The organism is Novosphingobium sp. CECT 9465, from assembly GCF_920987055.1.
Classification (GTDB): Bacteria; Pseudomonadota; Alphaproteobacteria; order Sphingomonadales; family Sphingomonadaceae; genus Novosphingobium.
Genome location: NZ_CAKLBX010000003.1, coordinates 236,403 through 259,368 on the forward strand (window position 1 = coordinate 236,403; position 22,966 = coordinate 259,368).

Here is a 22,966-nt window from a genome sequence, read left to right on the forward strand (position 1 = left end):
AACGGCGGCGAGGTCCGTTGCCACGTCGCCTGCCGCGGCACCGATCGCGTTGGCCAGTAGCGCTGGGAGCGGCCTCTCGGGTTCGGCGCGGAATGCCTCCCGCGGTGCAAGGCCGGCGAGGGCAAGCGAGGCGGCACCGAGCCCGAACAGTTGCGGATGTCACGCGACAAAGTTTCCAACATCGGGTGTAAACTATTGAATTAAAGTCATATTCTCGCGATAAAGTGACAGTCAAATATGACGCACAAAAGATTCTGCTTTCAACGGTGGTCAAAACAAACGACAGTCTGCGCGGCCGAAAGAGAGGGAAATTTCCCTATGATCGAACGCAAACCGCCAAGAATGGCAGCGTATTCGGAAGCTGCGCTAACGCGCGGCGCGGACCTCTATCAAACTTTCCGCAAATTGGTTCCGCTGGACGCGCCGCTGGCGGCCGACGTTGTTTCTGTCATTGCCCGGGAAACTGGCTTGGGCGAGCGGCGAATTCGGGAGTTGGCGCGGCGCTATCGCAGCAAGCCCATTGCCGAGAGCCTGGCCTCACGGCCGCGCGGTCCAAAGCCAGGAAGTAGACAAGCGCCGCCAGAGGTCCTCGTGGCGATCGATGGCCTCATTGAAGAAATCGTTCTGACGAAAGTGCCGCTCAGTGTTCGGGAAGCGGCGCAGCAGGTGCGTTATTTGCTGATCGCCGATAATGGCGACTACGGCTTCGATCCCGGGATCGTTCCAAGTTTTCGAACGATCGAGCGGATAATCGGGGAGATAAGCGAGCCGCAGAAGGCTCGTTTCATGGGTTCGAAACGGCGTACCGCCCACGAGGCGCACCCGGGGGAATACCACAGCGATGGTTTGCTCGATGTGGTCCAGATGGATCACACCCCCGCCGACGTCATACTTGTCGACAGCACACACCGTATGGCTCTGGGCCGACCGTGGGTGACCTTGCTCATCGACGTCTGGAGCCGATGCATTCTCGGCTTCTACGTGAGTTTTGGGGCACCTTCGATTTTTCGATGCGGACGGGCAATCGCCAATGCTCTGTTGCCGAAACAGCCGTTGCTCGAGAGTCTCGGTCTCGAAATCGAATATCCAATGCATGGTTTTTTCAGGAAGTTGCATGCCGATCACGCCGGATCTCATCGCGCGGAAGTTTTTAGAAGCGCTTGCAAGACTTATGGCATCGATCCGGACGTCCGCCCACGTGGTCCGGCGCATTATGGCACGCATATCGAGCGTCTGATCGGCACCATGACGCGTAGAATGCGGCTTCTTCCGGGGGCGACCGGAGGTAATGTTACGGCGCGAGACGGCCATGATGCGGAAGCGGACGCGGCGATGACGCTTGAGGAATTCGAGCGGTGGTTGGTCCGGGAGATTTGCCGCTATCATCATACACCTCACGAAGGACTGGGTCGCGTCGCACCTGCGCAAATGTGGTCCACGGGTGTCGAGAGCCACGGGCCGCTGGCGCCGCCAGGTGTCGATATCGAGCAGCTAACCCGCCGATTTCTGCCGTGGGTCGAGCGGACCGTTCAATCGGGCGGCGTGAAGATTGATCATATTCGCTATTGGCACGAAAGTTTGGCGCCGCGCCTGGGTCTCAAGGTCATGATCCATTACGACGACAGGACTATCCAGGAGGTCTATCCTGTCATCGATGGAGTTCTTGTCGCTGCTGCTGCGGTGGGCAATTATCCGAACGTGACCAGGCCTGAATGGGATGTTGCGGTCGCTGCACGGCGCCATTCCGGCGTGGTTTACCAGCATGCTGGGGGTCAGGCTGAAATTGCGCGGCTTGTGCATGCCAACAGGCAGGAAGTTCTCAACGCGAAATCCCGGACGCGGGGCTTGCGAGACGCGCGAAAAAGGCTGGAAAGGGAAGGTGTATCCCACGCCGCTCAGCCGGCAAATCAGGAGGTTTCCAATGTACCCAGTTGGGTATCGGTGGCCGACTTACACGATGAAGGGTGGCTCAAATGGAGGGATTAGGTCAGCCGCACAGTTCCGCTTTCTGGATCGACTTCGACGAAGCGCGTTTTGCCGTGGAAACGCTGGTTGATATCGCACATGACGAGCCTGATGAACGGCCGCCCTGCGTCATTCTCGTGGGTCAATCCGGTATGGGGAAGACATCGATCCTGCGCGAAGCCCAGCGGCGTATCGAATGCGACTTTCCAGAGCCTGAAGGGTGGCGGGATGCCCGGTATGCTCCCGTCCTCAGGACCGTGATCCCAGCTAGTCCGACGTCGCTCAAGATCAACCTGACCTTGTTGTGGAAGCAGGGTTGGCCGATCACCACCAGTATCCACCGGATTGCCGACCTGAAAGTCGTTGAATTGCTCGGCAGACAGCGGACGCGGTTAGTGGCGGTCGACAATGTTCACGCCATTCTCACCGCGGGCGGCAGGGCGAGGCGTGACACCCTCGATGCATTCCGGTTTCTGATGAGCGAAGGCAATGTGTCTATGGTTGTCGCCGGTCTCGAAATCGCCGCAGACATCTTTGCCGAGGACGTCGAGCTGGCCTATCGCTCGATCGTCCTGCGATTGCCGCTCTGGCCGCCTGGAGAGCCATCCCAGCGCCTGATCCTTGCGCTGGCGCGGGGATTGCGCATCATCGAGCCGGAACGCTTCGCTGAGCCCGAGATGGCCGAATTCATCTGGCGCACCAGCCATGGCGTGACAGGGAATTTCAAACGGCTTTTGCATTGGGGCCATAAGATTGCCTCTCGCGACGGTCGTCAGCGTGTTGAATTTGCAGATTTGCGCGCAGCAGCAGCGATGCTCCCGGCTTCAGCTTGATGGCCGCCAAGTGGTCGCCCAATCTTGAGCCTGAGACGCTGGCGTTCCCGATCAAGCCACGCAGAGATGAAGCGTTTGATTCGTGGTTGAGCCGCTTGACCGCCGCCCACCGGGTGAGCCGGGCACAATTGTTCCGCCATCTGGAGATCGCGCCGGGTCTTTCGCGCTTGGACCTGGCGCGAGGGAAGGGCGGTCTCGATCCGGCGCTGCATGCGGCCTGCGATGCGATGGTGGAACGGCTTGCATGGGCGGTCGAAATCGATCCCGAGCAGATCAATGCGACCTTTCTCGCGTGTGAGGCGGAGGCGCTCCTGCCCTCTGCGCACCGCCATTACGTCTGTGCGCTATGCTGTTACGAGGCGCATCTGGCTGGCGGGCCTATAATCGTGCGCCGCGAATGGATTTTTCGGGCGACCTGGCTATGCAGCCTGCACGGGTTGCCGCTCACCGACATGCGGAGCCTTCCATTGGAGGACACGGGGCGGCAATTGCAGGCGTTCTTGGCGCATGCCGTGATGCGATCTCGCAGAATTCAATGGAAAATCAAACCGACTTCTGCCGCGCTTGCGCGAAACAAGACAGTGATCGACTGCCTGATGCGCCCTAGCGATTGGGTGGGGCTTGCGCCGCCATACCAGCGTTATCAGGAGCAGTTCGTAGCCAATCAGTACCATTTTGCGCGCGAACGGATCGGCATGCTGGCGCTGGCGCACAGCCCACGTACGAAAGCCGCGCACCGCTTTGAGCGTATGATCGCAACCAGACTGGCCGAGAGGCCGCTGACTGAAGGTAGAATTGAAACGCCGGTTCGAGGTGCATTGCGTCTGCGGACCTGCAAGCTCCCCAAGCCCAGATCCAAATGGACCTGCGACATCTTTGCGCTGATCGCCACATACGGCACTGTGCGCCAACGCCAGGAGAAAGAAAGGGAGCTGGCGGCGGAATTCGCGCGCTACGAGGGTCTTCCTCTCCCGCCGACGGCAGCCTGGCCGTCTAGAAGCTTGCTTGATGCCGCCAATCTGGCAGTGCCAGGGTTGGCGTAATGGCGCAGACAAAGGTCGTGAACGGGCCTTGAGCGTAGGCCATGCGTGTTGCCTCCAGCTGGCGCAGGAGTTTGGCAGCACCGGCCTTGGTCGCGCCAAGCGCGCGGGCAAGTTGGGCGGGGGTGAGGGTGCCAAGGCCGAACAGCAGCATCCAGGCATGATAGAGGCGCGAGTTCGAACGCTGGCTCGGAAACTCGCGCGCAAAAACATCGGCGCCGCGCGGGAAACGGGCGATATCGCAGGCAGTAGCATAGAGTGCATCGTGCAGACTCTCGCGGGCTTGGGCGCGGCGCTGGCTGGGGTCGCGGTCGGCCCTGAACAGTCGGCGCTGGACAAGGCCGGGGAAGGGGAGGGGGGTCTCGCTCAGCCGAAAGGCATGCCCGCGCGCGCTCGCCGCCAGGTTGATTGCCCAGCACGGGGTTCGGGCGGTTGCCGTCAGGGCATCGGGCTCGTTCCCGCGCGAATAGCGGAAGCGCTCGACGAGGGAAAGCAGCCGCTCGAGTGGATCGCCGGGCAGCTTGGCGTGACCCAGCGCGTCGAGTACGGCACTGAGTTCGGGAAGGCTGGCAGCGACGATGGTTTCGGTCTCTCGGGCTTCGCTGGCCATCGGCAGGATTGCGATCTTGCGCACTGTCCGGATGGCCTCGGCGATCACCTTTTCGGGGGTTGGCAGGGCGTGCTCGAAGAGGGCGAGGAAGGCGTTACGCTCGCCCATGCATTCGGCGCCGATCAGCGAGGCCCCGAGGGTAATCGCCCGGTCCTGGCGGTATTGCTCCCAGGCACGGCTGAGCCAGTGGAGGGCGAGTGCGGCGCGCATTTCTGCGGAATAGCAGGTGTCGGAGGCCAGCAGGCATTTGGCCAGAGCATCGATCTGGCCGATACGGAAGGCGATAGGGCCGGCGTCGATCGTGCTGCTCAATTCAAGGCTTTCGCTCTGGAGGCTGCGAACTGGCTAACGGGACAGGGAATCGTCGTCAACACAGAGTTTACTAAACCTACGCTTTGGTATCCTATCCATAGCATCGTAAATCGGCGGTATTTCCATAATCTAATATTATGGTAAAATCAGCATTGCCCAGAGTGCCGATTTTGGCCCATAAAGTGCCCATGAAATCCACCCAAAACGATCCTTCCGCATGACAACCGATCGTCCGTTCCCGTCATCGGTGGAACTGGTGCTCGGCGGCCACGGGATGCTGATCGATACCCGCGCCGCCAGTCCGCTGGCGCTTGAGGCCGCAGTCGCGGCGATGGCGCCGGCGACCAAGGCGGCCATCACGGCCGATCTCAAATGCTTTCTAGGGTGGTGCAAGGCGCGACGGCCTGTCGCCACGGCTGTTCCCGCCGAACCGGAAACGCTGGTCCACTACTTGCACTGGTTGTCTAAAGGATCGGACACGCGCGCGGGTGCCAAGCCCGCCACCCTTGCCCGCCGGATCGCCTCGATCGCGCGCATTCACCGCATCCTGGGTTTTGGCGACACAGAGCCGCTGCCCACCCAGGCTGGAATGGTGCGCGATACGCTGAAAGCCATCCGCCGCAAAAAGCGTGAACGGCAAAAGCAGGCTGCGCCGCTACGGCTCGGCGAGGCGATGCAGGAGGGTCAGGCACCGCCCGAGGGGGTAACCGTCAACGCACTGCTGGCCTCGTGCGGCAGCGACATCATCGGTCTGCGTGACGCAGCGCTGATCAGTCTCGCCTATGACGCGGGCTTAAGAGTCTCCGAACTGGTCGGCACCACGGTTTCCGATCTGCGCCAAGTCGGCGATGGCAGCGGACGGCTCGACATCGCGCATTCCAAGACTGACCAGTTGGGGGAGGGGGCTCTGGCCTGGCTGTCGGGCGACACCATGGCGCGCCTATCGACCTGGTTGCTCGCAAGCGGCATCGGCGAGGGTCCGGTGTTTCGGCGCATCAATGTTCTGAGCGGTCCGCCAGACGCCTCCGGGCAGCGAATTGTGCGGCACTACATCGGGGCCAGGCCGCTCACGCGTCAGGGGGTGGTTGCGATCCTGCGTCGCCGGGTGCTGGAGGCGGTCGATTGCGGTCTCGTCGAAGTCGAGCCCGGGATGGAAGGTGACACCGTGCGTGGGCTGAGCGCGCACTCGTTCCGGGTCGGGTTAACACAGGACCTGTTCGCAGCGGGCGAGGACGGCGCAGGGATCGCGCTGGCGCTGCGCTGGTCCTCGCCGACCACCGCGCTGCGATATGCCCGCGAGCTTGCCGTAGGCAATAATGCGGCCGCACGGGTGCTGGGCAAGTTGCGAGGGAGCGGCTGAGGCAGAAGCAGGCCAATGTCACTATTGTTGAAGCGCTAAAGGCTCCGCTTGGACCCGGCATGACGTCAATTATGGTGCGTCACAGTAGGCTGTCGCTCTGCGCCGATCAGGCGGCTGCTGCGAAATGGTGGTTGAGCATGCCCATGGCCTCCGTCAGCGCCGAGGGCCCAATGCCAAAAGCTCTCTCCACAAGGCGCACCTCGCCCCTGATGCCGGGCTGCAGGCACCAGGGGCGAGCCTGTCCTTTGCGCAGGGCTCGCATGACTTCGAATCCCTTGATCGTGGCATAGGCCGTGGGGATCGATTTGAAACCGCGCACCGGCTTGATCAGTATCTTGAGCTTTCCGTGATCGGCCTCGATCACGTTATTGAGATACTTCACCTGCCGGTGGGCCGTCTCCCGGTCCAGCTTTCCTTCGCGCTTCAATTCGGTGATCGCTGCACCATAGCTCGGCGCTTTGTCGGTATTGAGCGTGGCAGGCTTTTCCCAGTGCTTCAGGCCTCGCAGGGCCTTGCCCAGGAACCGCTTCGCTGCCTTGGCGCTGCGGGTCGGCGACAGGTAGAAATCGATCGTGTCGCCCCGCTTGTCGACTGCCCGGTACAGGTAGGTCCACTTGCCCCGCACCTTGACGTAGGTTTCATCCAGGCGCCAGCTCGGATCAAAGCCACGCCGCCAGAACCAGCGCAGCCGCTTCTCCATCTCCGGGGCGTAGCACTGGACCCAGCGATAGATCGTCGTATGGTCGACCGAAATGCCGCGTTCCGCCAGCATTTCCTCAAGGTCGCGATAGCTGATCGGATAGCGACAATACCAGCGCACCGCCCACAGGATCACATCACCCTGGAAATGGCGCCACTTGAAATCCGTCATCGTTCCGTCCGTCCAATCTCCGCCAAGCATGCTCAAGCTTCACGATTTTTGCAACAGAGCCGTCAGGTTTACCAACCGCCGACGGTAGGGAGCCGTTCGGGGTAATTTCGATGGTCTGGGCAAGCGTCGGCGTGACGAAGGTCATCACAAAAAAGGCCGCGGCAATGAGTGGTCGCATGGAGTTTCGATCCTTTTCTGTTGGGCGCGTACGGCAGTTGGCGGCGCCGCGAAGCGCGGCGCCGCCAATCGCATCAACCGCGCCGCTTCTCGAAGATACCCTTCGCCACCGGCAGGGCCGACATGGCGTTGGGCCAGCCGGCGTAGAAGGCAAGATGCGTGATGACTTCCGCCGCCTGCTCCTCGGTGAGCCCGTTATCCATCGCGCGATTGAGATGGTAGGTGATCTGCTCGACCTGTCCGGTGGAGATCAGCGCGGCAACGGTGACGAGGCTGCGGTCGCGCGGCGCAAGGTCCGGTCGCAGCCACAGATCGCGGAAGAGATAGTCCGTCGTGTACTGCACGAGGCCGGGCGCGACCTTGCCGAACTGATCCCCGACGCGCGTCGCCCGGTCGGCCTCGGCCTTCTCGTCCAGCGGCAGCGGCGTGGGATCGGTCTTCGGGAGCTGATCCGCGCCGATGCCGCGCTTTGCGAAGACTTCACTGACCGGGCCGATGGCGGCCATCGCCTTGCCCCAGCCGGAATAATAGGCCAGATGCGTGATGGTTTCCGAGATCTCGGCGGGCTTGACGCCGTTCTCAAGCGCCTGATCGGCATAGTAGGTCAGTGCCGGCGCCTCGCCGCGGGCAATCAAAGCGGCGACCGTGACCAGGCTGCGGTCGCGCCGGTTCAGACCGGGCCGATTCCAGACGCTGCCGTAAAGCCGGTCCTGCGTGTATTGCTCGAGCGCCGGCGCAACGGACCGGACCTGATCCGGCGAGAAGCGGCGACCTTCGGGATTGGGTTGCTGTGCGTGTGCGGTGCTTGCCATGATGATGAATCCTAAGACTGGCGCGAGGAAGCGTTTCATTACGGTCTCCCGGTGTTGGGGTTCGTGAATTCCAGCTTGAGAGGCCGTGTGCGACGAGGGAACCGCCCGCGTCGACGGCGAGCTACCTCATGCCGTGTGGTCGAACTGGCTTTCGGTGAACGGATCGGCGCGGCCGCCGACCAGGGTGATCTTCGATGCGCCGGCGTCGAACTCGCTGAGTTCGTCAGCGCTCAGGCGCACGGTTGGCGCACCGACGTTCTCGGCAAGATGCATGTATTGCGTCGTCCCGGGGATCGGCACGATCCAGGGCCGCTGCGCGAGAACCCAGGCCAGGGCGAACTGCGCCGGGGTCGTGTTCTTCCGTTCCGCCCAGCCACGAACGTATTCGTACAGCGCCAGGTTCTTTGCCAGCGCCTCCGGCGCGAAGCGCGGCAGGTTATGGCGGCGATCCGTCGTATCGAAGCGGCTGGCGGCATTGACCGCACCGGCAAAGAAGCTGCGGCCGGCCGGGCAATAGGGCACGAAGCCGATGCCGAGTTCCTCGAGCGTCGGGAAGATCCGGGTCTCCGGCTCGCGCCACCAGATCGCGTACTCGCTCTGCACGGCGCTGACCGGCAGGACGGCATGGGCGCGGCGGATGGTGGCCGCACTCGCTTCCGAGAGGCCCCAGTGCTTCACCTTGCCGGCCTGAATCAGATCCTTGACCGCGCCGGCGACGTCCTCGATCGGCACCTTGGGATCGGGACGGTGCTGGTAGAGCAGATCGATGTGGTCGGTCTTAAGCCGCCTGAGCGAGCCGTCGACGGCGCGTCGCAGATGGTCGGGCTGGCTGTTCAGCGCCGTCGGCTGGCCTTCCTCGACGCCGAAGCCGAACTTGGTGGCGATGACGACCTGATCGCGCACCGGCGCGAGCGCTTCGCCGACAAATTCTTCACTCAGATGCGGCCCATAGACCTCAGCGGTGTCGAAGAAGGTCACGCCCTGCTCGAAGGCGGCGCGGATCAGCGCCACACTCGATTTGCGGTCGCGTGGTCCGTTGCCGTAATAGCCGACCAGAGGCAGGCAACCCAGGCCGATGGCGGACACCTCCAGATTGCCGAGTTTGCGGCTGTCCATGGATTTTTCCTTTGTTGGAGTTGCGGTGTCCCGGTTCTCACCTCCGGAACCCGTGCTTTGAGCGAAAACGCTCCCGACATTCATGAGCGAAGCGGCGGCAAGGCCGAGGCCCGCGCCAAGTACAGTGCGGCGGCTCGTGACGCCGCGAACGGGCGTTGAATCGTTTATTTCGGGGGTATCCGTCATTCCGGGTCTCCTGTTCTTCAATGGCTTTGAGCGCATCTCAAGCGGTGGCGATCGGAGCGCCGCCTCAACTTTGAAGCCGCTCGATCAACCGCTGTTGATATTGGGGCAGGTCCGACGCCGTGACCGCCTGAAACACCAATGGCGGCAGATAGGTCATGCCGGCATGCAGAGCGCTGGCTTTCATCGGCCAAAAGACGTCGGCCAGATCGATGCCGATCCGGCCCGACGGGCCGTATGTCGAGGCTCCGCCGCCCGCGGTGGTAACCACGAGCATTTCCTTGCCCTGCCACAAGCCCGGACCGACGCTGCCCCATACGTCGTTCAGATAGGCTTTCATCATCGGCGTGATGTTGAACCAGTGGGTCGGGAACAAAAACACGATCCGGTCATGCTGCCGGGTGATTTCGCGTTCGTTTTGTCCGTCGATGGCCCGGGTGTCGAAACCGTAGATGGTTTCCAGATTGCGCACGGTCACGCCGTCGACGCTCTCGGCCGCCTGCTGCAATCCCTTGATCATGACCGACCGTTCGGGGTACGGGTGGGAAGCGATCAGGAGTGTCCTGACACGCGCCCTGTGCGGCTTGCCGGTCGTCTGTGCCTGCGCGGGGCCGGCGGTGAGCAAACCGCTGCCAAGTGTCGCTGCCAGAACCAGTTCGGCTTTCAGAAAATCGCGTCGATTCATGGCACCACCACCTTTGTTGTTCACGTCTCCATTGAAAGAATTTAGTGCGCTGGAGGCGCCACGGTTACCCTTGGAATGCTGCATGGACCTTTGAGGAGCGCTCATAAGACCGAGCCGGCCCGCCAAATCTCTTCGCTCTCATTCATCAATGGAAAAACAAAAGCCCGCACCGCCACGATGTCGAACAAGCGAAACCATTTGGCGGCGTTCTTCTTCCAACATTATGGCCAGCGCGGGCTTGATTGCCGGTGAGACGTTACCAGGCGTAGGCCTGCGGCGCTTCTCCTCCAGGCCCGGACCAGATCTCGTCGAGGCAGCGCATCGCATCGTCGGACAGCGAGATGTCCGCCGCGCGCAGGGTCTGGGTGAGCTGTTCGACCGTGCGAGGTCCGACGAGCGGCGCGGTCACGACAGGATTGTGAAGCAGCCACGCCAGCGCGACGTCGGCCGGACGCTCGCCGAGATCCTCGCAAAGCCCCTCATACGCCTCCAGTTGCGGGCGATAGCGCGCGATCTTTTCCTGCATCGCCGGACGCGCCCGGCGTCCCGCCGCCTTCTTCAGCACGCCGCCCAGGAGGCCACCGCCGAGCGGGCTCCAGGGAATGAGGCCGAGGCCATGGTGGCGGCACGCCGGGATCACCTCAAGCTCGACGGTCCGGGCCGCGAGATTGTAGAGGCTCTGCTCGGCCGCGAGCCCCATGAAATTGCGCTGGCTCGCCGCGCCCTGCGCGGTGGCGATGTCCCATCCCGCGAAATTGCAGCTGCCGACGTAGATGACCTTTCCCTGGCTGACCAGAAGCTCCATCGCCTGCCAGATCTCTTCCCAGGGCGTGAAGCGGTCGATGTGGTGCATCTGGTAAAGATCGATGTGATCGGTCTTCAGACGCCGCAGGCTGTCCTCGCAGGCACGCCGGATATGCAGTGCCGACAGCCGGCGATCGTTCGGCCCAAGGCCCATCGGCTGATACACCTTCGTCGCGAGCACGATGTCGTTGCGGCTGCCGCGCTCAGCCATCCACCGCCCGATGATCTCCTCGGAAAGGCCAAAACCCTTTTCCATATCGGGAGACTGCAGGCCGCCATAGACGTCGGCGGTATCGACGAAGTTGATGCCGGCCCCGACGGCCGCATCCAGAACCTGGAAGCTGGCCGGCTCGTCGGTCAACTCGCCGAAGTTCATTGTGCCAAGGCACAGGCGGCTTACCTTCAGGCCCGAGCGACCAAGATGAGCGTATTGCATACCTTTTTTCCTTTCGTCATTCTTGAAGAGACGTTTCATGTGCCGCGTCGGATGCTGTAAATTATCTGGCTGACCATCGCTGGCCGACACGAAATTGTATGGATTGACCGAGGCCTTTCTCGGAAGCGGACCCTAAACCGGAATCGGCGCTTGCGTTACCGGGCTCTGTTGCATGGTCCTGTGAGAGCAATTCAGCAGTGTTTCGTGCTGAAATGAGCGAAGCGATCCGGTGCGTCGACAGGTGGTTTCGCGATCCGGGCGGTATCTGACCGCCGGACATGGCATCCGCCGGAAGCCGAAGCGGAGCGGGCCTGCACCGCATGAGCGCGGCACGCTGAAACGGAGCACGTCTTCGCTCCTTCGGGCATCGTGTAGAGGGAATTCGAGGTGGGGAACGAAAATTATGAGTGGCACTGACGAAAGAGCGTAGTATGCAAACCAATCGCGCCGATATTGCGGACCTGACCTATTTTCTGGCCATCGCCAGGCATCGCAGCTTCAGCCGCGCCGCGATCGAAATCGGGGTGAGCGCGTCCGCCCTGAGCCATGCGCTGAAAGGGCTGGAGGGCCGGCTTGGCGTCCGGCTGCTGAACCGGACGACCAAGAGCGTCACGCTCACGGCCGCCGGCGAGGCGCTTGCCGCGGCGATCGGCGAGCCGTTCGAGGTCATCGACACCGCGATGGAGACGCTGAACCGCTTTCGCGATGCGCCAACGGGCCGCATCCGCCTGAACGTCGCCGTCGAAGCGGCCAATTTGCTGCTCGCCCCGGTGCTTCCGACCTTTGTCGAGCGCTACCCGGACGTCGAGCTCGATATCGTCGCCAGCAATCGCATGGTCGATGTGACGGATGCGGGGTTCGACGCCGGCATTCGCTATGGCGGCACGGTCCCGGAGGACATGATCGCCCAGAGGCTGTCGTGCGATGTTCGCTGGGTGGTGGCGGGATCGCCGGACTATCTCGAACGGTTCGGGGTTCCGGAGCACCCCAATGATCTGCTTCAGCACCGATGCATCAGCAACCGGCTCGGCGACGATCGGGTCTACCGATGGGAACTCGAGCGCGACGGCGAGGAGATGCAGGTTGCCGTCCCGACGTCGATCACCGTGGACCTGGCGGAGACAGGATTGATCGCCGTCCTCGGTGGCGTCGGCCTCATGTATTTTCCCGAACCGCTCGTGGCACCTTATGTCGCCGACGGCCGGCTGCGGCTGGTGCTGACGGACTGGATATCGATGGGCGATGGTTTCCACATCTACTATTCAAGCCGCCGTCAGGTGCCGACGGGACTACGACTGCTGATCGACCTCATTCGCGAGCTGCGGCCGATGGGGTTATGAATTCAATGCAAGTCGAAGGTGCAGTCACACGGAAAAGCTGGCGACGTTCTACGCTTGGCTGGCGAAATTGCGACGCCGAAGGCCCATTACTGAGCTCTGCTCACGACCTCATGAACATGAACGCCGGTAGCGCACTTCATATCGGAGGGATATTTTTGGACTGAAACGGGGCTTCTTCGATCCCCGGATAAGGAGCAGATCATGAAATTCTATCGCAAGGGCTCGCAGGCGCCATTTTCGGGGCCGGCCGACTGGTTCACCGGCTCGGTGTCGGTGCAGCCGCTTTTCCCGCAGAACGAGCCGTCGCGCATGACCGGTGGGCACCCCCGTTTTCAGCCGGGCGCACGCACTGCATGGCATACCCATCCGGTCGGCCAGGTCATCATCGTCACCGCAGGAAAAGGCCGAGTGCAACGCTGGGGCGGTCCGATCGAGGAGATCAATGAAGGCGACGTCGTCTTCTTCGAGCCCGGCGAGAAGCACTGGCACGGGGCTGCCCCGGATTCGGCGATGAGCCATATCGCATTGCAGGAAAACGTCGACGGCAAGAACGTCGACTGGTTGGAGCATGTAACCGACGAGCAGTACAGCGGCGCCTGGTCTCGGCCAAACTCTGACGCCGATGCAAAGGCCGTGGGTGCGTGATTTCGGAATCGACGATCGCAGCCCTCACCTCGGAAAACAAGGGAAAGAAAAACGGATGATCAAGGACAAGGTCGTCATCATCACCGGCGCATCCTCCGGAATTGGCGCGGCGACAGCGAAGCAGCTCGCCGCCAAGGGGGCCAAGGTCGTTCTGGGAGCAAGGCGTCGTGATCGGCTCGAAGAGCTTGCGGGCGAGATCGAAAAGGCCGGCGGGCAAGCTGTCTATAGCATTCTGGATGTGACCAAGCCGGCCGACAGCGAAGAGATTGCAAAACTCGCCAAGGAGAAATTCGGCAGGATCGACGCGATCTTCCTCAACGCCGGCATCATGCCGACAGCACCACTCTCGGCGCTCAAGACCGATGACTGGCACGAGACGGTCGATATCAACATCAAGGGCGTCCTCAACGGCGTCGCGGCCGTGCTTCCGACCTTCATCGCACAGAAATCCGGGCATGTGCTGGCGACGTCATCGGTCGCCGGGCTCAAGGCCTATCCGGGCAGCGCGGTCTATGGCGGGACCAAGTGGTTCGTGCGCGACTTCATGGAGGTGCTGCGCATCGAATCCGCCATAGAAGGCACCAACATCCGCACGACAACCATCTATCCGGCCGCGATCAATACCGAGTTGCTGAACTCGATTTCTGACAAGGGGTCCGCAGAGGCGATGAAGCAGCTCTACGACAAGCACGGGATTGCGCCCGACCGCATCGCCGATGTCGTATCCTTCGCGATCGATGCGCCGGAGGACACCACGATCAACGAGTTTACCGTCGGCCCCGCAAGCCAGCCCTGGTAGCCCGGCGTTCCACCGAATCTATGTCTCGGATAAAGGTCCGCTCGAACCGGCGGATCTTTCCGATTGCCAGGGATTGATTCTGCCGCATTCCGCAGCGTCGGAGTTCAGCTCCTCAAAATATGCTCGCAATGTCCGCGGTTCCCGTCCGAGGATGGCAGTAAGGGTGAGCGAGTTCCCCAGCAGGCCGTGATGATCGTAGTGCTCGAACATCGCGATCATGTCCTTGGGCACGTTTCCCAGTCTGGCGCGATCGAGCGTCGCGCAGCCGATCTTTCTCCCGAGAACCTCGCCGAGGAGCGCGGCCACGTCATGGCGGTTCATGATGCCGGGAGCGCAAAGTTCGAACGTCCCATAGGCCAGGCGATCTTCGGTGAATGCGATCGCGGCCGCCTCGGCGACGTCGCGATAGTCGATCCGGCTGAAGCGCGTGTCGGCGGACCAGGGTTCGCCCAGCACGCTCGACTCGATGATCCCGCTCCATGACGCGGCATAGTTCTGAAACAGCACCGTCGGATGAAGGATGGTGTATTCGAGGTTCGAGCCGATCAACGCCGCCTCGACCGGCGCCTTGGCGGCATGGTTGGGCAGGTTGAGGATCGGATGGATCACCGACGAGAACACGAACTTGCGCACACCGGAGCGCTCTGCCGCCTGAATGATATTCCTGCCGTATTGCACCTCATCCGGCGCGAAGACGGGTCCGATGTGGAAGACGCCGTCCACGCCTTCAAGCGCCGCATCGAGGCTGGCGGGGTCAGCAAGATCGCCGACGGCGACCTCGCGGGCGCCGCGGTCCTTCGCGATCTGGAGCTGTTCCGCCTTGCGGACGAAGCCGCGCACCTGTGCGCCGCGTTCTGTAAGCGCGGGGATGACCAGACCGGCCAGCTCTCCCGCAGCGCCAATTGCCAGGATTTTCATGTGATGAGCCCTCCAGAACTGCCTTTCCAGTTTCCCGACCGAGGGCATCTCGGCCGGGACATTCTCGGCGACGCGGCGTGCCGGATAGACGCGTGCCGCGCCACGTGACAGGTCAGGAGCGATTGTTCATCCGCTCGAACATGGCTTCGCCGAGCTCGCGCGTTTTTGCCGAGACCCCCATGAGCACTTCATCCTTGTCGGCTTCGAGCTGGGCAAGCGCCTCGGTGGCGAACTCGTCCGGCGTGACCATCATGTTGTTGACCGTTCCTTCGCTGCGCGTGTCGCCGCCAAGGCCGGTATCGACGATCGGCGGGGCGATCTCGATCACCCGGATTCCGGTCGGCTTCAACTGGTGCCGCAGACTGAGCGTGAAGGAATGGATGGCGGCCTTCGTGGCGCAATAGACAGGAACATCCGCCATTGGCGAGAACGCTAGGCCCGAACTGACATTGATGATGAAAGCCTGCGCCTGCTGCCGCAGCGTCGGCAACAGCTCCGCGATCAGGTGGATCGGCGCCGTGAGATTGATCGCCACTTCCTGGTCGAGCGTGTCGATTCCAGGATCGTTGGTGAAATCGCGGTGATGCTGGACACCGGCATTGTTAATGACGACGTTCAGGGCCGGATGGTTCGCTTTCAGCCATTCGACCATCGACCGGCGGCTGCCGGTATCGGCGACATCGCAGACGCGGGTGATCAGCTCGGGCGCCTCCTGCCGGGCCTTGTCGAGAGAAGCCTCGTTCCTGCCGCAGACGATGACCTGATTGCCTTGCCGAACGAGGCGCTTCGCCAGCGCCAGACCGATGCCGGTTGCGCCCCCGGTGATGAGAATCGTGTTTCCTGTGAGATTCAATGTCGTGCTTCCTTCTTATGAACTGAGAAGGTGCGCCGACGATGACATGAGGTTACCAGCGGACACACCTTTACGACCGGCAAGCCGGTCCAGGTGTCGCGGTTACCCCTGCGGGTCGAGTTGCCATTCTGTGGAACGGCGACCGGGCTACCATCCGGTCAGCACTCTTTCGACTGGAACTTTTTAGCCGAAATTCTGTCATGCTGCAACGGGTCTGCCGACCGCGATGTGAATGACAGGCGCGCGCTTCTCATCATCCGGCTATATTTTGATTGATGAGTCTGAATCATAGGTTCATGCAAATCGTCTCGGCTAATCGGGACGCTGCACGCGCGCTATATTCCATCCAGCGTGCAACAACGACAGCTCGAACGGCATCTGCCTGCCCCTGCGCCATTCCAGCCGCTCTACGGCGTGTCTGCCGATTGGCTGGAGACGAATATCAAGGAGCCGGTAGTCCTCCCGGTACTCACTGGACTGATCAGCCTGGAGGTCATCGACGCCAGTGCGGAGATATTCGCCCGGCTTAGCCCGATCAAGGCCAAGGGTCGAACCGGTCGGCTATTGAAGAGAGACGATGATGAGTTGGACAAAGGACGAACTTACGAAGATCGATCAAGCCGATGATCTGAAGATCGCGCCATTCCGCGAGGACGGCGCCACCTATGGGACCCCGACTTGGATCTGGGAGGTCGTGGTCGAGGGCTCGCTCTATGTGCGCGGCTACAACGGCCGAAACTCCCGCTGGTATCAGGCCGCGCTTCGCCAGAAGGCCGGGCGGATCATTGCGGCGGGCATGACCCGTGAGGTCGCGTTCGAGCCGGTCGAGGGACCAATCAACGACCGCATCGACGAGGCTTACCGCGCAAAGTACGGCAAGAGCCCGTATCTGACACCCATGATCAGCGACCGAGCGCGCGCGGCAACCGTGAGGATCGCCCCGCGCGAGTCAAGTTCCTGATAGGGGATCGTATCGGGGCTCGACGCACGGGGCGGCCTGAGACCGTGGCGCATCGGCGGACGGTCGATCGATTCATGGCCGCCAAGACAAACCTCAAAAAGGAGACGCAACATGATCAAGCGCAAACTGGGTCAGGGATTGGAAGTCTCTGCCTTGTCCTTGGGAGCGATGGGCTATGGCAAAGCCCGCGAGCTTCCCGACCGGGCGGAGGTGATCGCCCTTCTTCGCACCGCCACCGACCGCGGGATGGATTTCTTCGATACCGCCGAGGTTTACGGCCCCTGGACTAACGAGGAGATGGTCGGCGAAGCGCTCGCCCCGGTGCGAGACAAGGTGAAGATTGCGACGAAGTTCGGCTGGGACATCGATCAGGAGACCGGCGAGCATCGCGGCGGGGTCAACAGCAAGCCGGCACAGATCCGCCGTGCGATCGAAGGCAGTCTCAAGCGCCTCAGGACCGATCATATCGATCTCTACTACCAGCATCGGGTCGATCCCGAAGTGCCCGTGGAAGACGTCGCCGGCACGGTGAAGGACCTGATCGCTGAGGGCAAGGTCCTGTGGTTCGGCATGTCCGAGGCGGGGGCGCAGTCCATCCGGCGGGCGCATGCAGTGCAGCCGGTTGCGGCGCTGCAGAGCGAATATTCCTTGTGGACCCGCGAGCCCGAGGCCGAAATCATTCCGACGATCGAGGAGCTCGGCATCGGGCTCGTGCCTTACAGCCCGCTTGGCAAGGGATTCCTCACCGGCAAGATCGACGTCAACACCAAGTTCGACAGCTCGGACATCAGGGCGGAAACGCCGCGCTTCGCCGAAGAGGCGCGTGCCGCCAACCAGAAGCTCGTCGATCTGATCCGCAAGATCGGCGAGAAACACGCCGCGACGCCGGCGCAGGTGGCGCTTGCCTGGCTGCTGGCGCAAAAGCCCTGGATCGTACCCCTATTCGGCACCCGCAAGCTCGAACGGTTCGAGGAGAATATCGGCGCGCTGAACGTCACGCTGGATCAGGCCGATCTCGACGAGATCAAGCAGGCCAACATCGTTATCCAGGGCGCTCGTTACCCGGAAGCAATACTGCGCCGGTCGGGGCTCTAGCGAAGCGGTCTACGGACGCCAAGCGGCAATAGCGAGAAACGAATGGCAGGCCGCCGGATCACGCTGGGCCAACCGAAATCAGCACCAGAAAGGGAAATCATGAAGAAGACGATACTCGCAACGGCATTACCGCTCGCCCTCATGGGGGCCGTACCCGCCTCCGGGGAGGAGACTATGACGATCTCTCCGAACGGTTCGCGCGCCAGCAGGATTGGTCCGACTGAAAACTTCACCGGCAATGTGTTGGTGGACATGCTCTTCGACGTCGATGAAAACAAGCGGGCTATCGGCGGCCATGTCACCTTCGTGCCGGGAGCCCGGTCGGCCTGGCATGTTCATTCCACGGGACAGTGAGAACGGCGGTGAGAAATTAGGCCACGGAAGCGGCGGCATGGAGCTGCTGCGGGCGGCGTAAAAGTCGTCCACCTTTTCCCTTTCTGCGACAGCAGGGAGGGCGGGAGGATTTTCAGCGTGGAACTATATCTCAGGGTTCGCCAGGCCTGCGCGGCGGGCATGAGCCAGCGTCAGGCGGCGAAGGCCTTCAACATCTCCCGTGATACGGTTGCGAAGATGATGACGTTCTCGGTGCCACCGGGCTACCGGCGGACGGCCGAGGTCAGGCGGCCGAAGCTTGATCCCTTTATCCCGATCATTGAGGGCTGGCTTGAGGCGGATCGCTCCATGCCGCGGAAGCAGCGGCACACCGCGAAGCGGGTGTTCGACCGGCTGCGTGACGAATGCGGGTTCACCGGCGGCTACACGATCATCAAGGACTACATTCGGGAGCGGGAACGGCGGGGCCAGGAAGGGCTCTGTTGCAAAGATTGGCGGCAGTCAGAGGTAGGCTGTCGCTCTGCGCCGATCAGGCGGCTGCTGCGAAATGGTGGTTGAGCATGCCATGGCCTCCGTCAGCGCCGAGGGCCCAATGCCAAAAGCTCTCTCCACAAGGCGCACCTCGCCCCTGATGCCGGGCTGCAGGCACCAGGGGCGAGCCTGTCCTTTGCGCAGGGCTCGCATGACTTCGAATCCCTTGATCGTGGCATAGGCCGTGGGGATCGATTTGAAACCGCGCACCGGCTTGATCAGTATCTTGAGCTTTCCGTGATCGGCCTCGATCACGTTATTGAGATACTTCACCTGCCGGTGGGCCGTCTCCCGGTCCAGCTTTCCTTCGCGCTTCAATTCGGTGATCGCTGCACCATAGCTCGGCGCTTTGTCGGTATTGAGCGTGGCAGGCTTTTCCCAGTGCTTCAGGCCTCGCAGGGCCTTGCCCAGGAACCGCTTCGCTGCCTTGGCGCTGCGGGTCGGCGACAGGTAGAAATCGATCGTGTCGCCCCGCTTGTCGACTGCCCGGTACAGGTAGGTCCACTTGCCCCGCACCTTGACGTAGGTTTCATCCAGGCGCCAGCTCGGATCAAAGCCACGCCGCCAGAACCAGCGCAGCCGCTTCTCCATCTCCGGGGCGTAGCACTGGACCCAGCGATAGATCGTCGTATGGTCGACCGAAATGCCGCGTTCCGCCAGCATTTCCTCAAGGTCGCGATAGCTGATCGGATAGCGACAATACCAGCGCACCGCCCACAGGATCACATCACCCTGGAAATGGCGCCACTTGAAATCCGTCATCGTTCCGTCCGTCCAATCTCCGCCAAGCATGCTCAAGCTTCACGATTTTTGCAACAGAGCCCACTGATGCCTTCACGCATCTGCGCACCGGCGTGCCATGCGGCGACCGAATCGGCCTGCTCAACGTCCTGCTTGCCGAGGGCCTGAATTTGGGTCTGCGTAAGATGGCAGAGGCTTCCAACACTCACGACTATTGGCAACTCTCCCGTCTCGCTCGCTGGCACGTCGAAAGCGAGGCGATCGACCAGGCGCTGGCCAACGTGGTCGCGGCGCAAGGGGCGCTGCCGATGGCCCAGGTCTGGGGTATGGGCAGATCCGCATCGGCCGATGGCCAGTTCTTCCCCGCCGCACGGCAGGGCGAAGCGATGAATACGATCAACGCCCGCTACGGCAACGATCCCGGCATCAAGGCCTATACCCACGTCAACGACCGCTTCGCGCCGTTTGCATCGCGGACCATTCCAGCCACGGTCAGCGAAGCACCTTATCTACTCGACGGGCTGACGATGAATGAGGCAGGGCGACGGATCGAAGAGCAGTACGCCGACACTGGCGGGTTCACCGATCATCTGTTCGGGATCAGCGCGATGCTCGGCTGCCGCCTTGTACTGCGCATCCGCGACCTCCCATCCAAACGACTGTACGTGTTCGACCCTGCCGCGACGCCGAGCGAATTGCGCCCGCTGGTGGGCGGCAAGGCGCGTGAGGCGCTGATCGTTTCCAACTGGCCCGATCTGTTCCGCTGCGCCGCCACCATGAGCGCTGGACAGGTCGCGCCGAGCAGCATCTTGCGCAAGCTCGCCTCCTATCCGCGCCAGAACGATCTTGCCTCCGCGCTGCGCGAGGTGGGCCGGATCGAGCGGACGCTGTTCATCATCGAATGGATACTCGACGTCGGCATGCAGCGCCGTGCACAGGTCGGCCTCAACAAAGGCGAGGCACATCATGCGCTGAAAAATGCCCTGCGCATCGGCCGTCAGGGCGAAATCCGCGACCGCACGACGGAGGGTCAGCATTACCGGATCGCCGGCCTCAACCTGCTCACCGCCATCATCGTCTACTGGAACACCCTGCACCTTGGCCATGCCGTTGAGGCCCGGCGCCGCGAAGGGCTCGATACCCCCGACCATCTTCTCGCCCATATTTCGCCGCTCGGATGGGCACACATCCTCCTCACTGGCGAGTACCTTTGGCCCAAGGACGCCGGCGCTTAGGGTGTCATTCCGCCCTCAGCCGGAACCGACCCCAGTTGGCGCAAATCGCTGAAGCCGCCGCGCTCCTCGCGGTAGCGCACGATCTCCGGGCCATGCCCATTGAGACCCGGAACAGCGTCGAGTTCTGCGGCGCTGGCGGTATTGACGTTGGTGGCGGGCATCGTGATCTCCTTGAACGCGCATCGTGCCATCTGCCGCGACGGTCGCAAGAGGAACCGTCCCCCTCGTTGCGGCGAATGGTTCAACTCTCCTGTTCCCCTTTCGTTCGCGCGAGTGTTACAATGGAGGGTGAAGGGAATCTCTGATGCTGCCTCTGATGCAGCCGGTCCCGCTTGCCGACGTGCCGCAGGGGACCATTCTCCGGATCGTTGGTGCAGCAGGAGCCGGCTTTCCAAGCCCTGCCCAAGACTGGCAGGACGACGCCATAAGGGGGCGTTTGCGGGAGGGGGCGGAATCCTACGCTAAGGATTTGGGCCAGCGATATTCCCCGGTTAGATTGATGTGTTCCCATCCCAACGGCGAGACGTGGGCGAGTAGATCAGGCGCGATATGGGTACCGCTGGCGGCCCGGGTATTGACGACCTCGCCGAGCTTCATGGTGTTCCAGAATATGATGATGGCGGCGAGCAGGTTCATTCCGGCGATGCGATAGTGCTGGCCTTCGCCGGATCGATCCCGGATTTCACCTCGGCGGTGGAAGCTGATGGCGCGCTTTAGGGCGTGGTGGGCCTCACCCTTGTTGAGGCCGATCTGAGCCTGGCGCTGGAGGCCGGCATCAAGAATCCAGTCGATCATGAACAGGGTTCGCTCGATGCGGCCCACCTCTCGCAATGCGAGGGCCAGCTCATTCTGGCGCGGGTAAGAGGCGAGCTTGCGAAGAATCTGGCTGGGGGCGACGATCCCCGCTGCGATCGTCGCCATGATGCGCAGGATGTCGGGCCAGTTGCGCTCGATGAGCGGTTCATTGATCTTACCTCCGACCAGCGCTCGCACATTGGCCGGCGTCGCGTTGGGCGTGAAGGCATAGAGTCTTTTCTGAGGGAGAGGGCATCGCGTGGAAGGTACGCCAGACAACGCTAAGCGAGAACATTTCAAGAACCGTATGATGGCCGTTACCGCCGGAGGTCGCTAAGCCCCAGTTCTTCCCACATCCATGTAAAGTCATAGGTGCCCATCGGATCGGCGGTGCCCGATTTTGCCGCGCCATTTTCGATATATTTGAGCCAGTCGGCTACCTTTATGGCCGCTTCGACCTCGACCTGAACGACCGGATTGATTTTGGACGGCTTGCAGCGTGAGGCGGCTGATCGGCCTATAACATTTGGGTACACCCCAGAGTGATAGGGCCGAGTGACACCATTCGTCTGTCACAAAAGGGTGGGTTTGCGCTCAATGTGACGATACACTGCAAGAGCCACCCTAATGTGACGGATTTTGCACTTGGCTCGTATCGGATATGCCCGCGTCAGCACCACGGACCAGGATCTGGATATCCAGATTGGCCGCCTCAAGAATGCAGGTTGCGAAATTATCCGTTCCGAGACCGGATCGGGGGCCTCGCGGAGCGGGCGCACGGAACTGGAAACGATCATGCAGTTTATGCACACCGGCGACGAGCTGGTCGTGCTGCGGCTCGACCGGCTCGGCCGCTCCACGCGCGATGTCCTGAACCTGGTGCATGAGCTTGATGAAAAGGGAGCTTCGCTGCGCATCCTTGAGCCAGAGGTGACGACGGCGGGCGACATGGGGCGAATGGTCATCACCATACTCGGCATGGTCGCCGATATGGAGCTGAAGTTCATCAAGGATCGTCAGCGCGCCGGGATCGAAGCGGCGCGCGCCGAAGGCGTTTACAAAGGCCGGAAGAAGAACGTCGATGACGATGAAATCCGCCGTCGCCTTGCCGCCGGCGCCAGCAAGGCCCGCGTTGCCCGCGACCTGAAGGTCTCACGAATGACCGTCTATCGGGCGCTCGACATTATTCCGTCAAAGACCAAACTGCCGGAAAAGCCGCCCACTGCCAGCATCGCCCTGCATCTGATTATCGAGAACTTCAACAAGCGTGGAAGAGGTAGAAAACCCGCTCGGGAGCGGATTGAGGCGATGCTGGAACGCGACTACGCCATGGTAAAAAACGGCAATTGTGATTACAAACTGACCGTCGCCTATGACCCCGATCCGGATGGCATTTCCCTTGATGAGGAAATCCAAAGCCTCCTCTCCGAGATGTTCAACATCGCAGAGAGCTACAATTGCTCCATGGAAGCCGATATCTACGAGGTCGGTGGTCAGCAACGGTCCTGGTAGAATC

General features: G+C 61.9%; 24 protein-coding genes and 4 pseudogenes. 14 read left to right on the forward strand and 14 right to left on the reverse strand.

Going from position 1 to position 22,966, the window contains the following annotated elements; translation table 11 throughout:
• Window positions 1-537 precede the first annotated feature (537 nt).
• Window positions 538-1,212 carry a hypothetical protein gene (locus LUA85_RS20405; protein WP_231471608.1) on the reverse strand — a complete coding sequence of 225 codons (675 nt, stop codon included), beginning with the start codon at window positions 1,210-1,212 and terminating at the stop codon, window positions 538-540.
• A gap of 33 nt (window positions 1,213-1,245) precedes the next feature.
• On the opposite strand from LUA85_RS20405, the gene LUA85_RS20410 reads away from it, so the two are divergent.
• From LUA85_RS20410 to LUA85_RS20420, 3 genes are read left to right on the forward strand one after another with little or no spacing between them, the layout of a single operon-like run.
• Window positions 1,246-1,986, forward strand: coding sequence for a Mu transposase C-terminal domain-containing protein (locus tag LUA85_RS20410; RefSeq protein WP_231471607.1), 741 nt, complete (start codon window positions 1,246-1,248; stop codon window positions 1,984-1,986).
• Window positions 1,974-2,798 (forward strand): TniB family NTP-binding protein, encoded by an 825-nt coding sequence (locus tag LUA85_RS20415; protein ID WP_231471606.1) that lies wholly within the window; start codon window positions 1,974-1,976, stop codon window positions 2,796-2,798. Before LUA85_RS20410 ends, LUA85_RS20415 begins: the two co-directional genes overlap by 13 nt.
• A complete protein-coding gene (locus LUA85_RS20420) occupies window positions 2,798-3,841 on the forward strand; it encodes a TniQ family protein (RefSeq protein ID WP_231471605.1) in 1,044 nt (347 codons plus the stop codon). Before LUA85_RS20415 ends, LUA85_RS20420 begins: the two co-directional genes overlap by 1 nt.
• Here LUA85_RS20420 and LUA85_RS20425 read toward each other — a convergent pair.
• Window positions 3,792-4,760, reverse strand: a complete 969-nt coding sequence (locus LUA85_RS20425) for a hypothetical protein (protein WP_231471604.1) — start codon at window positions 4,758-4,760, stop codon at window positions 3,792-3,794. The genes LUA85_RS20420 and LUA85_RS20425 overlap by 50 nt on opposite strands.
• Window positions 4,761-4,977: 217 nt before the next feature.
• On the opposite strand from LUA85_RS20425, the gene LUA85_RS20430 reads away from it, so the two are divergent.
• Window positions 4,978-6,120 (forward strand): tyrosine-type recombinase/integrase, encoded by a 1,143-nt coding sequence (locus LUA85_RS20430; protein WP_231471603.1) that lies wholly within the window; start codon window positions 4,978-4,980, stop codon window positions 6,118-6,120.
• A gap of 106 nt (window positions 6,121-6,226) precedes the next feature.
• Here the strand turns inward: LUA85_RS20430 and LUA85_RS20435 are convergent, their stop codons facing one another.
• From LUA85_RS20435 to LUA85_RS20460, 6 genes are all read right to left on the reverse strand, one after another.
• Window positions 6,227-6,991 carry an IS6-like element IS6100 family transposase gene (locus LUA85_RS20435; protein WP_001389365.1) on the reverse strand — a complete coding sequence of 255 codons (765 nt, stop codon included), beginning with the start codon at window positions 6,989-6,991 and terminating at the stop codon, window positions 6,227-6,229.
• Complete coding sequence (locus tag LUA85_RS20440) at window positions 6,957-7,169, reverse strand: hypothetical protein (RefSeq protein ID WP_231472201.1); 213 nt, start codon at window positions 7,167-7,169, stop codon at window positions 6,957-6,959. Before LUA85_RS20440 ends, LUA85_RS20435 begins: the two co-directional genes overlap by 35 nt.
• Window positions 7,170-7,242: 73 nt before the next feature.
• The gene (locus LUA85_RS20445; protein ID WP_231472202.1) at window positions 7,243-8,019 is read right to left on the reverse strand and encodes a carboxymuconolactone decarboxylase family protein; all 777 of its coding nucleotides are present in this window, start codon (window positions 8,017-8,019) and stop codon (window positions 7,243-7,245) included.
• Between the two features lie 87 nt (window positions 8,020-8,106).
• Window positions 8,107-9,096, reverse strand: a complete 990-nt coding sequence (locus tag LUA85_RS20450) for an aldo/keto reductase (RefSeq protein ID WP_371823752.1) — start codon at window positions 9,094-9,096, stop codon at window positions 8,107-8,109.
• A gap of 250 nt (window positions 9,097-9,346) precedes the next feature.
• Window positions 9,347-10,048 (reverse strand): NAD(P)H-dependent oxidoreductase, encoded by a 702-nt coding sequence (locus LUA85_RS20455; RefSeq protein ID WP_231472204.1) that lies wholly within the window; start codon window positions 10,046-10,048, stop codon window positions 9,347-9,349.
• A gap of 172 nt (window positions 10,049-10,220) precedes the next feature.
• Window positions 10,221-11,243 carry an aldo/keto reductase gene (locus tag LUA85_RS20460; RefSeq protein WP_231472205.1) on the reverse strand — a complete coding sequence of 341 codons (1,023 nt, stop codon included), beginning with the start codon at window positions 11,241-11,243 and terminating at the stop codon, window positions 10,221-10,223.
• A 392-nt stretch (window positions 11,244-11,635) separates the two neighbouring features.
• On the opposite strand from LUA85_RS20460, the gene LUA85_RS20465 reads away from it, so the two are divergent.
• The 3 genes from LUA85_RS20465 (at window position 11,636) to LUA85_RS20475 (ending at window position 13,988) form a co-directional block, all read left to right on the forward strand.
• On the forward strand, window positions 11,636-12,544 hold the full coding sequence (locus LUA85_RS20465; protein ID WP_231472206.1) for a LysR family transcriptional regulator: 909 nt from the start codon (window positions 11,636-11,638) through the stop codon (window positions 12,542-12,544).
• A 201-nt stretch (window positions 12,545-12,745) separates the two neighbouring features.
• Window positions 12,746-13,189, forward strand: coding sequence for a cupin domain-containing protein (locus tag LUA85_RS20470; protein WP_231472207.1), 444 nt, complete (start codon window positions 12,746-12,748; stop codon window positions 13,187-13,189).
• Between the two features lie 55 nt (window positions 13,190-13,244).
• On the forward strand, window positions 13,245-13,988 hold the full coding sequence (locus LUA85_RS20475; RefSeq protein WP_231472208.1) for an SDR family oxidoreductase: 744 nt from the start codon (window positions 13,245-13,247) through the stop codon (window positions 13,986-13,988).
• Between the two features lie 18 nt (window positions 13,989-14,006).
• On the opposite strand, the gene LUA85_RS20480 is transcribed toward LUA85_RS20475, so the two are convergent.
• On the reverse strand, window positions 14,007-14,906 hold the full coding sequence (locus LUA85_RS20480; RefSeq protein WP_231472209.1) for an NmrA family NAD(P)-binding protein: 900 nt from the start codon (window positions 14,904-14,906) through the stop codon (window positions 14,007-14,009).
• Between the two features lie 112 nt (window positions 14,907-15,018).
• Window positions 15,019-15,759, reverse strand: coding sequence for an SDR family oxidoreductase (locus tag LUA85_RS20485; RefSeq protein WP_231472210.1), 741 nt, complete (start codon window positions 15,757-15,759; stop codon window positions 15,019-15,021).
• Window positions 15,760-16,336: 577 nt separating this feature from the next.
• On the opposite strand from LUA85_RS20485, the gene LUA85_RS20490 reads away from it, so the two are divergent.
• The 4 genes and pseudogenes from LUA85_RS20490 to LUA85_RS20505 form a co-directional block, all read left to right on the forward strand.
• Complete coding sequence (locus LUA85_RS20490) at window positions 16,337-16,720, forward strand: DUF2255 family protein (protein ID WP_231472211.1); 384 nt, start codon at window positions 16,337-16,339, stop codon at window positions 16,718-16,720.
• Window positions 16,721-16,831: 111 nt separating this feature from the next.
• Window positions 16,832-17,815 carry an aldo/keto reductase gene (locus LUA85_RS20495; RefSeq protein ID WP_231472212.1) on the forward strand — a complete coding sequence of 328 codons (984 nt, stop codon included), beginning with the start codon at window positions 16,832-16,834 and terminating at the stop codon, window positions 17,813-17,815.
• Window positions 17,816-17,914: 99 nt separating this feature from the next.
• Window positions 17,915-18,169: a hypothetical protein gene (locus LUA85_RS20500; protein WP_231472213.1), complete on the forward strand. Its 255-nt coding sequence runs from the start codon at window positions 17,915-17,917 to the stop codon at window positions 18,167-18,169.
• Between the two features lie 159 nt (window positions 18,170-18,328).
• Window positions 18,329-18,622 (forward strand): annotated as a pseudogene (locus LUA85_RS20505) (IS21 family transposase); the annotation flags it as partial.
• A gap of 27 nt (window positions 18,623-18,649) precedes the next feature.
• Here the strand turns inward: LUA85_RS20505 and LUA85_RS20510 are convergent.
• On the reverse strand, window positions 18,650-19,441 hold the full coding sequence (locus LUA85_RS20510) for an IS6-like element IS6100 family transposase (protein ID WP_231472214.1): 792 nt from the start codon (window positions 19,439-19,441) through the stop codon (window positions 18,650-18,652).
• Window positions 19,442-19,503: 62 nt separating this feature from the next.
• Between LUA85_RS20510 and LUA85_RS20515 the strand changes: the two are divergent.
• Window positions 19,504-20,655 (forward strand): annotated as a pseudogene (locus LUA85_RS20515) (Tn3 family transposase); the annotation flags it as partial.
• Here the strand turns inward: LUA85_RS20515 and LUA85_RS20520 are convergent.
• Window positions 20,652-20,816, reverse strand: coding sequence for a helix-hairpin-helix domain-containing protein (locus LUA85_RS20520; protein ID WP_231472215.1), 165 nt, complete (start codon window positions 20,814-20,816; stop codon window positions 20,652-20,654). The pseudogene LUA85_RS20515 and the gene LUA85_RS20520 overlap by 4 nt on opposite strands.
• Window positions 20,817-20,956: 140 nt before the next feature.
• On the opposite strand from LUA85_RS20520, the pseudogene LUA85_RS20525 reads away from it, so the two are divergent.
• Window positions 20,957-21,082 (forward strand): annotated as a pseudogene (locus LUA85_RS20525) (peptidase); the annotation flags it as partial.
• Between the two features lie 29 nt (window positions 21,083-21,111).
• On the opposite strand, the pseudogene LUA85_RS20530 reads toward LUA85_RS20525, so the two are convergent.
• Together LUA85_RS20530 and LUA85_RS20535 are read right to left on the reverse strand one after the other, a co-directional pair.
• Window positions 21,112-21,774 (reverse strand): annotated as a pseudogene (locus LUA85_RS20530) (Tn3 family transposase); the annotation flags it as partial.
• The gene (locus tag LUA85_RS20535) at window positions 21,768-21,986 is read right to left on the reverse strand and encodes a hypothetical protein (protein ID WP_006953930.1); all 219 of its coding nucleotides are present in this window, start codon (window positions 21,984-21,986) and stop codon (window positions 21,768-21,770) included. The gene LUA85_RS20535 and the pseudogene LUA85_RS20530, both read right to left, overlap by 7 nt.
• Window positions 21,987-22,095: 109 nt before the next feature.
• Here LUA85_RS20535 and LUA85_RS20540 point away from each other — a divergent pair, with 109 nt between their 5' ends.
• On the forward strand, window positions 22,096-22,962 hold the full coding sequence (locus LUA85_RS20540) for a recombinase family protein (protein WP_004212898.1): 867 nt from the start codon (window positions 22,096-22,098) through the stop codon (window positions 22,960-22,962).
• Window positions 22,963-22,966 lie beyond the last annotated feature (4 nt).

Coding starts and splice junctions, on each gene's coding strand:
- LUA85_RS20405 (WP_231471608.1), bottom strand. CDS start 1,212: ATGCGCCGGACCACGTGGGCGGACGTCCGGATCGATGCCATAAGTCTT.
- LUA85_RS20410 (WP_231471607.1), top strand. CDS start 1,246: ATGACGCGTAGAATGCGGCTTCTTCCGGGGGCGACCGGAGGTAATGTT.
- LUA85_RS20415 (WP_231471606.1), top strand. CDS start 1,974: ATGGAGGGATTAGGTCAGCCGCACAGTTCCGCTTTCTGGATCGACTTC.
- LUA85_RS20420 (WP_231471605.1), top strand. CDS start 2,798: ATGGCCGCCAAGTGGTCGCCCAATCTTGAGCCTGAGACGCTGGCGTTC.
- LUA85_RS20430 (WP_231471603.1), top strand. CDS start 4,978: ATGACAACCGATCGTCCGTTCCCGTCATCGGTGGAACTGGTGCTCGGC.
- LUA85_RS20435 (WP_001389365.1), bottom strand. CDS start 6,991: ATGACGGATTTCAAGTGGCGCCATTTCCAGGGTGATGTGATCCTGTGG.
- LUA85_RS20440 (WP_231472201.1), bottom strand. CDS start 7,169: ATGCGACCACTCATTGCCGCGGCCTTTTTTGTGATGACCTTCGTCACG.
- LUA85_RS20445 (WP_231472202.1), bottom strand. CDS start 8,019: ATGAAACGCTTCCTCGCGCCAGTCTTAGGATTCATCATCATGGCAAGC.
- LUA85_RS20450 (WP_371823752.1), bottom strand. CDS start 9,096: ATGGACAGCCGCAAACTCGGCAATCTGGAGGTGTCCGCCATCGGCCTG.
- LUA85_RS20455 (WP_231472204.1), bottom strand. CDS start 10,048: ATGCAGCATTCCAAGGGTAACCGTGGCGCCTCCAGCGCACTAAATTCT.
- LUA85_RS20460 (WP_231472205.1), bottom strand. CDS start 11,243: ATGAAACGTCTCTTCAAGAATGACGAAAGGAAAAAAGGTATGCAATAC.
- LUA85_RS20465 (WP_231472206.1), top strand. CDS start 11,636: ATGCAAACCAATCGCGCCGATATTGCGGACCTGACCTATTTTCTGGCC.
- LUA85_RS20470 (WP_231472207.1), top strand. CDS start 12,746: ATGAAATTCTATCGCAAGGGCTCGCAGGCGCCATTTTCGGGGCCGGCC.
- LUA85_RS20475 (WP_231472208.1), top strand. CDS start 13,245: ATGATCAAGGACAAGGTCGTCATCATCACCGGCGCATCCTCCGGAATT.
- LUA85_RS20480 (WP_231472209.1), bottom strand. CDS start 14,906: ATGAAAATCCTGGCAATTGGCGCTGCGGGAGAGCTGGCCGGTCTGGTC.
- LUA85_RS20490 (WP_231472211.1), top strand. CDS start 16,337: ATGATGAGTTGGACAAAGGACGAACTTACGAAGATCGATCAAGCCGAT.
- LUA85_RS20495 (WP_231472212.1), top strand. CDS start 16,832: ATGATCAAGCGCAAACTGGGTCAGGGATTGGAAGTCTCTGCCTTGTCC.
- LUA85_RS20500 (WP_231472213.1), top strand. CDS start 17,915: ATGAAGAAGACGATACTCGCAACGGCATTACCGCTCGCCCTCATGGGG.
- LUA85_RS20510 (WP_231472214.1), bottom strand. CDS start 19,441: ATGACGGATTTCAAGTGGCGCCATTTCCAGGGTGATGTGATCCTGTGG.
- LUA85_RS20520 (WP_231472215.1), bottom strand. CDS start 20,816: ATGCCCGCCACCAACGTCAATACCGCCAGCGCCGCAGAACTCGACGCT.